Below are 13306 nucleotides of genomic sequence, written 5' to 3' on the forward strand. Positions count from 1 at the left end.
GGGCGCGACCGGACCGGCGCACCGATGATGCACAAGTTCGAGTCGATCAGATCATCCCCGGGGCGCGGTGACGACGCGGACGACCCCGAACGGGGGAACAGTGACGACAGCGTCCGCTCCGCTGGCAGCCAGCGCAGCGTCGGCCTCCTTGTTCCACGCGTTCTCGGTGACGTCGGTCGAGAGGTTGTCGTACGAGCCGACCTCCGCTGAGGCGATGCTGCCGGCGAGGTCGGACAGCGTGAAGGTCGCCGGCTGAGCGCTGGCGTTCGCGAAGGCGAACTCGGTGGCACTGCGTTCGACGGCGACGGCGGCTGTCTCAGCCCTGAACGACCCGATCGTCAACGGCTGCGACCGGAAGGTCACGTCCACCGAACCGAGCCGCGTCGTTACATCGCGCCCGGCGCCCGGCCCCTGGCGCTCGTTCAAGTAGACGAGGTTGCTGCCCGCGAGACCGTTCGGCCTCCTGGTCGCGACGTCACTCCCGATCCTCTTCAGCATCGTGTTGACGCCAGTCAGGTAGTCGATCTTCAGTCGGTTCGCTGCGGACGTGTTGTTGCCGTTGCGGTCCGAGAACGGGCCGTCGTACGTGCAGTCGCCCACGCCCAGATACGGTTCCGGCGAGTTGAAGATGCCGTGCTCGTCGGCGCCGCAGAGTTCGTAGATGTTGTAGTAACCGCCGCCGGACAGCGTGGACAGGAGCCCGTAGGAGACCCCGTACTGCCCGTCCTCGGCGCCGATCTCCATGATCATCGGCAGGTTGTGCCCGTACGAGTAGTCGACGCCGTTCCAGACCTTCGAGTGCCCGAACGCGTACTGGTTGGATCGGCTGGCGTTGTAGGGATCCACGCCGACGAAGTCCAGGTACGACGTACCCCCGGCTTGACGTACCAACTGGTTGTACTCGACCGCGGAATAGCCTCGGAGTGCGTCGTTGGCGCGGGTCCAGACGGAATAGCCGGACTTCTTCACCGCCCTGCTGAGCTGGTTGTAGTAGTTCCACAAGACGTGCCGGTTGAACTCCTTGAAGGTGTTCGCGCCGTTGTCCGCGGTCGACTCGGTGGTGAATCCCTCGAACCCCTTCCAAGCCTTCAGCGCGACATCGCTCTGGCTGACGTTCATCCGGGTGCCGTTGATGAAACCACCGCCCTCCATGCTGAGCGTCATGGCCTCGTTGGCGACCTGAACTCCGACCGTCGTGTGCTTTCCGCCGTTCTCGGTCTGGTCCCATTCAGTCACGTGGTCCATCACCTTGGCGAGCGCCGCGGACTCGAACTCGGCAAGCCTCGGGTCTGCCTTGTCCAGGAGGTAGTCGTAGACGCCGTACATCTGCGAGGTCTCGGCCGTCCTCTTCTTGAACAGCGGGGCGCCGGCCGGGTGACTCGGGTCGCAATGGTTGAGCTGAGCCTGCTTGAGTTCACTCATCTGCCTCCTGAACCGAGGTTCGCTCGCACAGGACGGCGTACTGAGAGTCTTGGTCACGCCTTGGAAGACGTAGTACGGCACGCGGTTGTCCATGGAGTTCGACGTCGTATCGCCACCGAACCACATGATCTCGAACTTCAAGTTGTTGTCCGAGGCCGTCCGCATGGCTTCGTCGAGGTAACTCCAGTCGAAGTTGCGCTCGTCCGCGCTCGACAGGACAAGCTGGGGTGGACGAGCGCCCCGGAGTCCGCCGACCGAGATCGGTACGTCCGAGCCGGCGCCGACAGGCGTCGCCGACTGCAGCAGCAGGCTCACCGTCCGGTCGCCATCGTGGTCGTACTGCGCCTTCACGAAGTCCGTGACATCGAAGTCGTAGAAGTTGGCCTTCTTGATCGGATCCCAGGAATGAGTGACATCGAGGGGCTTCTGTGCGACGCCCCTGAGTTCGAGGTCCTGGCCGTCGTACGCCGACACCCCGAGCGAGTTCCAGGTGACGTCATTGTCGTCCCAACTGTCGTTCTCGAGGCCGTAAACCTTGAGGTTGTGGGTCTGGGCCAGGTCTGCGCCATCGCCGTGGGGGTTGCCCTGGTTGTCGACGTAGAGCCTCACCTTGGACGCAGTCAGTTCAAAGTCGTAGTCCGGGGGGATCGTGAATTTCAGGAGCGACAGCGACTGGCTGTCGTCGTCCGCCGGATCGAAACCCGTCTTGACGCTCCCACCAGAGTAGGTCGCGTCCGGATGGCCCTTGGTGACGTAAGCGGCGTCCGAGGCAGGCACAGACCTGTCCGGCTGCACGGTCAACCACGGGACCTGGACGTTGATCGTCGTGAAGCCCATATCGGCGGCCGCTTTGTACAGCGATCGCGTCTTCTCGCTGTTGTAGGCGTACTCGGGCCCGAAGACGGCCTGGTTCTTGTCCACGCGCAGTTGTACGCCGTTGAAGAAGAACGGCTCACCGTCGACCTCGAGCGCCTCCTCACGCTCATACTTCCCGATCGCGACCTGGGAGACCGGACGGTTGCCGTCCTGACTCGCCGAAGCGGCCGCCGATGGGGCCGCAGTGGGGATCACCACATGTCCGCCGACAGTGAGCGCAACTGCGACGCCAGCGATCCAGGATCTGTACCGGTTGATCATCATGCGTCAGGATCCTTGTCGAGCCACGTGAACCAACTGTCGGGCGGCACGGAATTCAACGCCCGGAGGTCGCCGCGGTGGACGACCCCTTTGTCGAGGAGGCCGATCGCGACGATCTCGGCAACAGCGGCGGCGCCCCGTGGCGTGAAGTGCGTGTTGTCGGGTCGGAAGTACTTCGCTGTTTCATCCGGGCCGAGCTTCTGCCAAAGCCCGAGTGTGCTGGTGTGGACGTCGACCAGCGGAACATCCATCGCCGCGGCCAGCGCGCGCATGCCGTCCGGATACTCCTCGAGTGTGGTGTAGGCATTGCTCACTGCGTTGAAGCGGCGCCGCTCCGCCGAGGTCGCCAAGACCGGGATGGCACCTTTCGACCGCGCTCCGTCCACGTACAGGGAGAGGTAGCTCTGGTACGTCGTCCAAGGTTCGGTGTAACGCGTGGCGTCGTACGCCTTCTGGTCGTTGTGGCCGAATTGGACCAGGAGTACGTCGCCAGGACGCAGGCGGCCCAGGATCACTTCCAAGCGCCCCTCGTCGACGAAACTCTTCGAGCTCCGGCCATTGCGGGCCTGGTTCGCCACCGTGATGCGGTCGGCGAGGAAGTAGGGCAGCGCCATCCCCCAGCCCGTTTCGGGTGCGAGGTTGCGAACCTTTGGCGCGGCCGTCGAGTCGCCGGCGATGTAGATCGTCCGGGGAGGGATCGGAGACGGCGTCGGGCCGGCCTCAGCTGCGGCGGTGGTCGCCGCGGTGGCAGCGAGCGGAGCGCTGGCCAGACCGGTGAGAACGGCACGGCGGCGGACAGTGCTTGGGAGTTGGTTCATCAGGACTCCTGCCGCTCATTGACGGGGACGATCGTGATTCAGTCGCCGCCGAGGCTCGTGCCGGTGCCGGCGATCGCCTGGTAGACGAGGTGTTCTTCTGACCGAGCGCTCGGTCGAGTTGCACGTCGTTGCCTTCGGCAACCTGCCGCACGCCCGACCGGTCCGATTCCGCAACCCCCACGTCGGTTCCGTCGTCGGGCGACAGGAAGTCCGCTGGAGCCGGCCGTCTGCCTGGCACGGTCGACAGATCGCCGATCGCGGTCATGGCCGACTGCGCGTTCGGTTCACGCTCGCTCCTCACCGCCTGTGGAAGGCGCTTTCCAGATGTCTGTGAGGTCAAGTTAGTGATCGATCACTTTCGTGTCAACGACTGGTTGCCGCAACTTTTCGACCTCGGCAGATCCGAAGTGATCGATCACGTTCAGCGTGTTGACCCAAAGGTGAACGATCACTACCCTCAACCAAGCCGCATCGCCCCAGCGGTTGGCGGTCCGCTTCCTCCTCCGCAAACGGAACCGCACCGGCACGCCCCTGCTGCCGTTACTTCTCCTCGCCCCGACGCCTCCAAGTCCAGGGAGTTGGACCATGAGCCAGATCAGCCGACGTCATCTACTCCGCACCGCCGCGGTCGCCGCGGGCGGCGTGATGCTCGCCGCGTGCACCAACGATCGCTCTGACAAGCCAGACACGACGTCCTCGGACGGGGGTTCGGACCAGAAGGGCGACGTGACCGAGGCGCTGAAGCGGCCGGCGAAGATCCAGGAATCGCCCACGCTGAAGGGCAAGGGTCTGCCGCCTGTCGAGCAGCGCATCCCGGTGAACCCCTACGTCATCCCGCACCGCTGGACGGGCGAGGGGAAGTACGGAGGGAAGCTGAAGATGCTCGCCTTCGGCTCCACAGGCGCTGCCAACGCCAACGCGATCGCCGAATTCTTCTACGGCCACTCGCCCCTGCGCTTCCTCAACGACGGCTTGGACGTCGGCCCCGGTCTCGCTGACAAGTGGAGCCCCAACGACGACGCGTCCGAGTGGACCGTCCACTTCCGCGAGGGCCTCAAGTGGTCCGACGGCCAGCCCTTCACCGTAGATGACATCCTGTTCTGGTGGGAGGACCTGGTCCTGGCCGGCCTCAACGGACAGACGCCGCCGCCATCGAACATCTCCGGCAAGGGTACGGCGGTGAAGATGACCAAGGTGGACAGCCAGACGCTGAAGTTCACCTGGGACACCCCACAGCCGCTTTTCCCCGAGCAACTGGCCACCTATGTCAACGGAGGCCTGGGCAGTAACGGCCCGACCTGGGTGCTGCCGAAGCACTATCTCAAGCAGTATCACCCCAAGTACAACCCCAAGGTCCCCAAGGACTGGGGCACGCCGGGCGGTCTGTGGGAGCAGAAGGCCGACTGGAAACGCAACCCCGACTGCCCGACGCTCACCGGCTACCGGTGCAAGTCCTTCGACAACAACACCGGCATCGTCCTCGAGCGCAACCCGTACTACTGGGTCGTCAACACCAACGGCGACCAGCTGCCCTACATCGACGAGATCAGCTTCTCGATGCAGACCAACGCCGAGGCGCTCAAGCTCAGGGTCCAGCAGGGTGCGGTCGACTACTGCCAGGGCTTCCCCAATCGGATCAGCCTCGCCGACGTTTCCACGCTGTCTCGGAACAAGGACAGCGGTCACTACGAGATCCTGCTGTGGAACAGCGGGGACGGCACCGGCTCGATCTTCTTCTTCAACTACGACTACATCGCCAAGGACGAGAAGTACGGCAAGCTCATTCGCGACAAGCGGTTCCGCCAGGCCATCTCGCTCGGCTGGGACCGCAAGGCCACCCGCAAAAGCCTGTACTTCGACCAGGGCGAGCTCACCACCGGGACCATCGGGCCCGGCACGGCCGAGTTCCACGCAAAGCCCGACGGCCCGAAGCTGTACGAGCAGTGGCGCGACTCCTACCTCGGCGCCGACCCCGAGAAGGCCAAGGCTCTGCTGGCGGAAATCGGCCTGAAGGACACCAACGGCGACGGCTACGTCGAGTTCGCCGACGGCACCCCCTTGACGATCCAGATCCCCTACTCCGCCGACATCTCCAAGCCGGAGGCCGACAAGGACGAGCAGCTCGTCGCCGACATGCAGAAAATCGGGCTGCGCATGAAGCGCGTCCCGATGTCGCCTGCCGCCTTCGGCGAGCAGTGGACGGCAGGGCAGCTGATGTCGCACACCAACTGGGGCAATGCCAACGGCACCTCCATCATGGTGGTCCCGAACTGGCTGGTCCCGGTGAACACCCAGTACTGGGCCCCACTGGAGGCCGCCTGGTACGCCAACAGCGCGAGCGGCAAGAACAAGGAGGAGCTGAACGTCGCGCCCATCAAGCGGCATCCCCCGCGGATGGAGCCTGAGCCGGGCGATCCGGTCCAGAAGCTCACCGAGCTGTACAAGCAGGCCAAGACTCAGGCGGATCCGGTCAAGCGCAACCAGCTGGTCTGGCAGATGTTCAAGATCCACATCGAGGACGGGCCCTTCTTCATGGGCTCCACGGCCAACTTCCCCGAAGTGATCGTCAAGAACCGGGACCTCGCCAACGTCCCCGGTCCGAAGAACCTCGCCCTCGGCGGCATCACCGGCCCCTGGCACATCCCCGCCCCGGCCACTTACGACCCCGAGTGCTGGTACTGGACGAACCCGGAGAAGCACTCGTGAGCGCAGCCGGCGCGGACAGGCCGGTGGTAATCGCCGGGAGAACCGTATGTTGATCATGGTCGCCCGCCGCACCGCCTACATGATCGCGACGCTCGCTGTCGTGTCGATGCTCAGCTTCGCCATCATCGCCGCCCCACCCGGCAGTGCACTTTCGCAGAAGATCTCCCAGCTGCAGTCGCAGGGCGGCGAGGTGACCGAGGCGCAGATCGCCGCGTTGAAGGAACAGTACGGGGTCGACCAATCCTGGTTCACTCAGTACGGAAAGTGGATATCCGGCTTCTGGCGCGGCGACTTCGGATTCTCCTTCACTCTCAACGAACCCGTCAGTTCCCTCATCTGGAGCCGACTCGCACTCACGCTGCTGCTCAGCATCGGGGCATTGCTCATCGCGTGGGGCTTGTCGATCCCGCTCGGGGTCTACTCCGCTACCCACCGGCGCTCGCTGCCCGACAGCGTCATCACGGTGATCCAGTTCATCGGCGTCGCGATCCCGGAATTCCTGTTCGCGCTCGTGGTCATGACGCTCGCGGTCAAGTACCTCGGCACCGACGTCGGCGGGCTGTTCTCCAGCCAGTACGACAATGCCCCGTGGAGCTGGGGCAAGTTCACCGATCTGCTCGAACACCTCTGGGTCCCGTTGGTCGTGATCGCAGCCGGCTCGACCGCCTGGCTGACCCGCGTCGTGCGCGCCAATCTGCTCGACGTTCTCAACAACCAGTACGTGCAGACCGCGCGGGCCAAGGGGGTGTCTGAGCGCAAGGTGATCTGGAAGCACGCGGTGCGCAATTCGCTGCACCCGTTGGTGATGACCTTCGGCACCACCTTCCCTGTGCTGATCTCCGGCGAGGCGATCGTGTCGATCGTCCTCAATCTTCCGACCATCGGGCCGCTGCTGGTCAACTCACTGCTCAACAAGGACATGTATCTCGCAGGCACCATCTTGCTGATGCTCTCCGCGCTGCTGGTGATCGGCAATTTCGTCGCAGACTTCCTGCTCACCGTGATCGACCCCCGCATCCGGCTCGGAGAGTGATCGGAATGACGACAACGCCACCAGCTCCCGTGACGGAGCCGACGACCGCCTCCGTGGCCGGCGAGGCCGGCAACGGGACGGCCACCCTGCCGCAGTGGCGGCTCATGGTGCGCCGCTTCCTCAGCAACCGCCTCGCGGTGGCCGGTTCGGTGGTGCTCATGGTGCTCTACCTGTGCGCGATCCTTGCCCCTTTCCTGTCCCCCAACCCCTACAACCGGCAGAACGCCGACCTGAAGAATGCATCCCCCACGTCCATCACCTGGTCCGGCGGACCGGCGATCTGTGGCCGCGAGCAACAACTCGACACCGAGACCTTCACCTACGAGTACCGCAGCGACTGCAGCAAAGTCATACCACTACAGCTCTTCGGCAAGGGGCACGAGTACAAGCTGTTCGGACTGATCCCGACGGACCGGCACCTGGTGACGGTGGACCAACCGCACACACTGCTGCTCTGGGGCGCCGACAGCGCAGGCCGGGATGTGTTCGCCCGTTCCATGCAAGGCGCGCGCGTATCGCTCACCATCGGTCTGCTCGGCGTTGCCATCGGCACCTTTCTCGGCGCCACGATCGGGACGGTATCGGGCTACTTCCGGGGAGCCGTCGACACGGTGCTGCAGCGGTTCATCGAACTGTTGATGTCGCTGCCCACGCTGCCGCTCTGGCTGGCGCTGGCAGCGATCCTGCCCCAGGACATGTCCGTCACCAGCCGGTACTTCCTGATCACTCTGATCCTGTCGCTGGTCGGCTGGGCAGGCCTCGCGCGGCAGATCCGCGGCAAGGTGATGTCGTACGCCGCCAGCGACTACGTCGCCGCCGCCCGAATCGCCGGCTCATCCAGCGGCCGCATCGTCTTCAGGCACCTGATACCGAACGCTTCCAGCCACATCGTCGCCACGGCGATGCTGGCGGTACCGGCCACCATCATCGCCGAGACGTCGCTGTCATTCCTCGGCGTCGGCATGCTGCCGCCCGCCGTGAGCTGGGGGGTCCTGCTCTCGGACGCGCAGAGCGTCTCGACTGTGCAGCAGTACCCGTGGCTGCTGATCCCCGCGGCCTTGGTTGTGCTCGCGGTCACCTGCTTTCAGTTGATCGGGGACGGCCTGCGCGACGCCGTCGACCCCTACGGGTGAGGCGCCGTGGCAACCCGCGTGACAGGACCCGATCGACCCCGACCGAGCCGGAGAACCGCACGATGAGTCAGTCATACGCGACAGAGGAAGGAACACCCGCTGCTGCCCCGGTGGAGGTGCCGCACGGCGCCGGAGACCCGGTGCTGTCCATCCGCGACCTGGAGGTGGAATTCCCCACCCAGTTGGGCGTGGTACGCGCACTGAACGGTGTGACGTTCGACGTCCCGCGGGGCAAGGTACTCGGGATCGTCGGCGAGTCCGGCTGCGGCAAGAGTGTGACGGCCCGAGCGATCCTGCAGATCGTCGACAAGCCGGGGCGCATCACCGCCGGCAGCATCACGCTGCGCGGTGCAGGCGGGACGACCGAGATCACCGCGCTCGACCCGGACAGTTCGCGGATGCGCAAGCTGCGCGGCAGGGAAGTCGCGATGATTTTCCAGGAGCCGATGAGTTCGCTCAACCCGGTGTACACCATCGGCGCCCAGATCGCCGAAGCCGTCCTCATCCATCAGACGCGGGACCGCGAAAAGGCGCACGAACGCGCGGTGGAAATGCTGCGCCAGGTGGGCATGCCGCACCCGGAGGCGGTCGCCGCGTCCTATCCCCACCAACTCTCCGGCGGCATGCGGCAGCGGGCCATGATCGCCATGGCGCTCTCCTGCAACCCGACGATGCTCATCGCCGACGAGCCCACCACCGCGCTGGACGTCACCACCGAGGCACAGATTCTCGAACTGATCCGGAACGTGCGCGACCGGACCGGCATGTCGATCATGTTCATCACCCACAGCATGGGCGTGGTCGCCCAGCTCTGCGACGAGGTGATCGTGATGTATCTGGGCCGAATCGTGGAGCGCGGCAGCGTCGATGACCTCTTCCACGACCCCAAGCACCCCTACACCCGGGCGCTGCTCCGCTCGATACCCCGCATCGGCGCCAACCGCAAGGCGCCACTGGAGGTGATCGAGGGCTCGGTGCCCGATCCGCACACCGTGGTCGCCGGTTGCCCGTTTCACCCCCGGTGCCCGGAAGCGATCGCGGGCCGCTGCGACACCGCTGTCCCGGTCCTGAGCACTGTGGGACCGGGACACACCGTGCACTGCCACCTCTACCAGGGCGATGACGAGGCCAGCCGAACCGAGCCCGGGGAGGGCGCGTGAACACACCACTGCTCGACGTGACCGGCCTGCGCAAACACTTCCCCGTCCGCGGCGGCTTTCTGCGCCGACGTACCGGAGAGATCAAGGCAGTGGACGGGGTCGATCTGACGATCGGCCGGGGCGAGACCGTCGCCCTGGTCGGCGAGTCCGGCTGCGGCAAGTCGACGACCGGGCGCACGATCCTCCGGCTGGAAGAGCCGACCGCCGGCGAGGTCGTCTTCCACCACCCAGAACGCGGCCCCGTCCACCTGGAGTCCGCCGACGCCCGCACGCTGCGCGCCGTCCGCCCCCACCTCCAGATGATGTTCCAGGATCCGTTCGCCTCCCTGGACTCCCGAATGACCGTCGGGCGCATCATCGAGGAACCGCTCGTCATCAACAAGGCAGCAACCGGGCGTGCGCTGAAGGACCGCGTCGCGGAACTGCTCACCCTGGTCGGCCTGCGGCCCGACCACGCGAACCGCTACCCACATGCCTTCTCCGGTGGCCAGCGCCAGCGCATCGGCATCGCGCGGGCGATCGCCCTCAACCCTGATCTGATCGTGTGCGACGAGGCGGTTTCCGCCCTGGATGTGTCGGTACAGGCGCAGATCCTCAACCTGCTCGAGGAGCTGCAGCGTCGGCTGGGCCTGGCCTACCTCTTCATCAGCCACGACCTGGCAGCCGTCGAGCACATCGCCGACCGAGTGGTGGTGATGTACGTGGGACGGGTTGCCGAGAGCGGACCGGTCGAGCAGCTCTACACCACGCCGAAGCACCCGTACACCGAGGCGCTGCTGGCAGCAGTACCGCAGCCTGACCCGCGGATGCGAACCCGTCCGAAGCTGCTCATCGGCGACGTGCCGAGCCCGGCGAACCCGCCCAGCGGCTGCTTCTTTCACCCCCGCTGCCCCTACGCGCAGCCGGTCTGCGCCGAGGAGACCCCGCCGGTACGTCAGGTCGGCGACGGCCACCTCTCGGCCTGCCACTTCGCCGGCGATCTGCCGCTCGCGGGCGCCGTCACGGCCGTCCCACCCGCGCAGGCCATCTCATAGAGCTCAGCCAGTTCTCCCGGCCACGCGTCACCGGGCGTACGACAGGAGTGCCATGACCGACGATGTACCGCAGTTCACCGGCATCACCCGGTTCCGGGACCCGCACGGCCGGTTCTCGTTCCGCTACCCCTGGGACTGGTACGCCGACAACCTCGAGGATGACCGCGAAGGGGTGATGCTCAGGCCTGATGCGAACGACCAGGACACCTATGTCGCCATTTGGGTGAGCACGCTCCAGACCGACGTGACCGTCGACGACCTGCCCGAACTGCGCGACGGCTTCGATGCCGGCCTGGCCACACTGCCGGAGCGGGACGTTCTCACGGCGCGCGAGGACACCGTGGGCGGGGCTGTGCAGCTGGAGCGCATCGTCACCTTCCGCGAGGGAAAACACCTACGGAAGCGCTGCATCCGGGCACTGTACGCGGGCCGGAACCAGATGGTCTTCGTGTATCAAGGCGCGACGCCGCGGGCGTACGCACACTGGCTTCCGATGGGTAACTACTGCTGGGCAACGCTCCAGCTCGCCGAGGAGATCTGGTACGGCGCAGATCCGGAGCTGCGCCGTACCGACGCTACCCCGCCGCGCGATCCCGTGGCGGGGGAGCCGTCGACTCGCGCCAGATGACCTGCGCCACCGAGCCGCTCCATGGTTCGAGCTCGGGCCCACCGACCGCCTTGATCAGCCGGAGCACCGCGTTGCGGCCGACTCCTTCCAGGTTGACGCGGACTGTCGTGAGTGACGGAGGCAGGAACCGGCACAGCTCGTTGTCGTCCCACCCGGTAACGCTCAGGTCGCCGGGCACGTCCAGGCCGCGTTCGCGCGCACCACGAACCACACCGGAGGCGACCACGTCGTTGGCGGCGATCACCGCAGTGGGCAGCCGGTGGGAGTCCAGCCGCCGGACGGCTTCAACCCCCGACTCACCCGACCAGTCGCCCGGCGCCACCCCGACCGACTCGAGTCCGAGCCGCTCGATCGTTTCCAGGTAGGTGACCTTGCGCGCCCGAGCCGACGCGAAGTCCTGATCACCGGCGACGTGCAGGAACCGCCGGTGACCGAGGTCGGCGAGGCGTTCCATCAGCTCGATGACAGGTGAAGGGTCGGTGAGGTCACCGACGCTGCGCATGGCGTCGTCGAACTCGGGGGAAACGACTACGGCCGCTCCCTTCGGCAAGCGGTGCTCGATGCTGGCCGCCATGGGCGTCAGCGACAGCACCCCGTCCACCTGTCCGGACTGGGCAAGTTCGAGGACGCGCTCAGTCCTGGTCGCGGTGGAGCCGTCGACGCTGACGATCTCGACCACGTGTCCCGCCTCGTGGGCAGCGGCGAGCGCACCCGAGAGCAGGCGTGCGTGGTTGAAGGTGGTGACGGGCATCACAACGGCGAGCCGCCCGGTACGCCGGGTACGCATGGAGCGGGCCATGAGGTTGGGGCGGTACCCGAGTTCCTCGACGGCACCGTCGATGCGCTCGAGCGTGGCCGGGAGCAGGCCCTGACGGGACTTCAGGTAGCGCGAGACGGTCTGATGTGAGACGCCGGCCAGGCTTGCCACCTCTTTGATGGTGGGCCGCCTGGTCGGTGCGGAGTTTTCGGGCATGGATGGACCCCTTCGTGCTGAACGCGCCCTACTGTCCTGCGGGACAAGAGTTCACTACGGTCTTCCGCGAAAGGTAAAGGTGAACGTTCACTATATGCCACCACCAAGGAAAACCGGCTCAAGCAATTGTCAGCTGTTGGATGACGATCTGCTCATGACCGCTTATCGCGTACCGGTTATGCCGCTTTCCTTGGCAGCGGCGATAACCCTGGTCAGGCGAGCATGAAGGTCCATCAGTTCGTCGACGTCCATGCCGAGACGCTCGACGATGGCCGGGGGGACATTGAGTGCCTCGTTACGAAGCGCGCGGCCTTTGTCGGTAAGGGCGACGGCAAGGGAACGCTCGTCCGTCGCCGAGCGATCCCGGCGCAGCAGTCCGGCGGCTTCGAGTCGCTTGAGCAACGGTGACAGCGTCGCCGGCTCGAGCTGAAGCATCCCGGACAGATCCTTGACCGAGACCGGCTCGAACTCCCAGAGCGCCAGCATCACCAGGTACTGCGGGTGCGTCAGCCCCAGCGGCTCCAGAACCGGGCGGTACAGACCAATCACGCTTCGCGCGGCAACCGCCAGAGCGAAGCAGACCTGATGCTCGAGCGCCAATGGGTTGTCGACCTGCGTGATCTTCGTCTCCGCCATGTGGTTAGTGTACCAATCTTCTGTACCCTAATGATTAGGGCACTAATTACAGTGGAGGAACGATGGCGCAGGTGCAGTACCCCGATCGACGGGAACCGGCTCCAGGACAAGCACGGCTCAAGGAGCGACGCGTGATCCGACGCCGGAGGACTCCCCGTCCGATGCACATCGAGACCGTCCAGCGCTGGGTCGTCTCTGCCATCCTCTTTCACATCGGCAGCACCCCGGCAGTCACGCTGGCGGTCTACAGCATCGGTGTCGCGGCCGACGACTTCGGCAAGGGCGTCGGCCTGTGGGTCATGTCCGGCGTCATCGGGATCCTCACCGTCGCCGGCATCCTCGCCATCTTCCGGCGCAGCTTGCTCTCACCCTGGCTTCTTCCAGGCATCCTGCCAACCGCCATCACCGGATTCTTCATCTTCTGACCTCGCCGAGCGTGACCAGCGACCGGTACCAGCGGGCCAATGCCTGACCCGCTTCTGCCGCGTAGCAACGGCCCCACGCCGTACGGGCGAGCTGCCAAGCCATCTCGATGTCCTCGATCCACAGGTATGACGGTCGGAACCTGCGATCTTGGGGCTCCTCGAGCGCGACGGGGCCCGAACCGTCAGACATGGGCCGCTGGA

At 65.6% G+C, this 13306-nt stretch carries 11 protein-coding genes; 7 read left to right on the top strand and 4 right to left on the bottom strand.

Going from position 1 to position 13306, the window contains the following annotated elements:
- Positions 1-51 precede the first annotated feature (51 nt).
- Together AB0F43_RS21090 and AB0F43_RS21095 are read right to left on the bottom strand one after the other, a co-directional pair.
- Complete coding sequence (locus AB0F43_RS21090) at positions 52-2562, bottom strand: DNRLRE domain-containing protein (protein WP_360479132.1); 2511 nt, start codon at positions 2560-2562, stop codon at positions 52-54.
- On the bottom strand, positions 2559-3377 hold the full coding sequence (locus AB0F43_RS21095) for a rhamnogalacturonan acetylesterase (protein ID WP_360479135.1): 819 nt from the start codon (positions 3375-3377) through the stop codon (positions 2559-2561). The genes AB0F43_RS21090 and AB0F43_RS21095 overlap by 4 nt, the downstream gene beginning before the upstream one ends.
- 585 nt (positions 3378-3962) lie before the next feature.
- On the opposite strand from AB0F43_RS21095, the gene AB0F43_RS21100 reads away from it, so the two are divergent.
- The 6 genes from AB0F43_RS21100 to AB0F43_RS21125 all read left to right on the top strand — a co-directional run bounded on the left by AB0F43_RS21100 (position 3963) and on the right by AB0F43_RS21125 (position 11071).
- A complete protein-coding gene (locus AB0F43_RS21100; protein ID WP_360479137.1) occupies positions 3963-6083 on the top strand; it encodes an ABC transporter substrate-binding protein in 2121 nt (706 codons plus the stop codon).
- A 46-nt stretch (positions 6084-6129) separates the two neighbouring features.
- Positions 6130-7116 (top strand): ABC transporter permease, encoded by a 987-nt coding sequence (locus AB0F43_RS21105; protein WP_360479140.1) that lies wholly within the window; start codon positions 6130-6132, stop codon positions 7114-7116.
- A gap of 53 nt (positions 7117-7169) precedes the next feature.
- Positions 7170-8249: an ABC transporter permease gene (locus AB0F43_RS21110; RefSeq protein WP_360479143.1), complete on the top strand. Its 1080-nt coding sequence runs from the start codon at positions 7170-7172 to the stop codon at positions 8247-8249.
- 110 nt (positions 8250-8359) lie between these two features.
- Entirely contained in the window at positions 8360-9409 is a 1050-nt protein-coding gene (locus AB0F43_RS21115; RefSeq protein WP_360479146.1) for an ABC transporter ATP-binding protein, read from the top strand.
- Positions 9406-10443 (top strand): oligopeptide/dipeptide ABC transporter ATP-binding protein, encoded by a 1038-nt coding sequence (locus AB0F43_RS21120; RefSeq protein WP_360479149.1) that lies wholly within the window; start codon positions 9406-9408, stop codon positions 10441-10443. Before AB0F43_RS21115 ends, AB0F43_RS21120 begins: the two co-directional genes overlap by 4 nt.
- A gap of 52 nt (positions 10444-10495) precedes the next feature.
- The gene (locus AB0F43_RS21125) at positions 10496-11071 is read left to right on the top strand and encodes a PsbP-related protein (RefSeq protein ID WP_360479151.1); all 576 of its coding nucleotides are present in this window, start codon (positions 10496-10498) and stop codon (positions 11069-11071) included.
- Here AB0F43_RS21125 and AB0F43_RS21130 read toward each other — a convergent pair.
- On the bottom strand, positions 11019-12044 hold the full coding sequence (locus tag AB0F43_RS21130; RefSeq protein WP_360479154.1) for a LacI family DNA-binding transcriptional regulator: 1026 nt from the start codon (positions 12042-12044) through the stop codon (positions 11019-11021). The genes AB0F43_RS21125 and AB0F43_RS21130 overlap by 53 nt on opposite strands.
- A 162-nt stretch (positions 12045-12206) precedes the next feature.
- Complete coding sequence (locus AB0F43_RS21135) at positions 12207-12680, bottom strand: MarR family transcriptional regulator (RefSeq protein WP_360479157.1); 474 nt, start codon at positions 12678-12680, stop codon at positions 12207-12209.
- Positions 12681-12841: 161 nt separating this feature from the next.
- Between AB0F43_RS21135 and AB0F43_RS21140 the strand changes: the two genes are divergently transcribed.
- Positions 12842-13105 carry a hypothetical protein gene (locus tag AB0F43_RS21140; RefSeq protein WP_360479160.1) on the top strand — a complete coding sequence of 88 codons (264 nt, stop codon included), beginning with the start codon at positions 12842-12844 and terminating at the stop codon, positions 13103-13105.
- Positions 13106-13306 lie beyond the last annotated feature (201 nt).

This window comes from Kribbella sp. NPDC023972 (assembly GCF_040639075.1).
GTDB lineage: Bacteria > Actinomycetota > Actinomycetes > Propionibacteriales > Kribbellaceae > Kribbella.

Coding starts and splice junctions, on each gene's coding strand:
- AB0F43_RS21095 (WP_360479135.1), bottom strand. CDS start 3,377: ATGAACCAACTCCCAAGCACTGTCCGCCGCCGTGCCGTTCTCACCGGT.
- AB0F43_RS21105 (WP_360479140.1), top strand. CDS start 6,130: ATGTTGATCATGGTCGCCCGCCGCACCGCCTACATGATCGCGACGCTC.
- AB0F43_RS21135 (WP_360479157.1), bottom strand. CDS start 12,680: ATGGCGGAGACGAAGATCACGCAGGTCGACAACCCATTGGCGCTCGAG.
- AB0F43_RS21140 (WP_360479160.1), top strand. CDS start 12,842: ATGCACATCGAGACCGTCCAGCGCTGGGTCGTCTCTGCCATCCTCTTT.
- AB0F43_RS21125 (WP_360479151.1), top strand. CDS start 10,496: ATGACCGACGATGTACCGCAGTTCACCGGCATCACCCGGTTCCGGGAC.
- AB0F43_RS21090 (WP_360479132.1), bottom strand. CDS start 2,562: ATGATGATCAACCGGTACAGATCCTGGATCGCTGGCGTCGCAGTTGCG.
- AB0F43_RS21100 (WP_360479137.1), top strand. CDS start 3,963: ATGAGCCAGATCAGCCGACGTCATCTACTCCGCACCGCCGCGGTCGCC.
- AB0F43_RS21130 (WP_360479154.1), bottom strand. CDS start 12,044: ATGCCCGAAAACTCCGCACCGACCAGGCGGCCCACCATCAAAGAGGTG.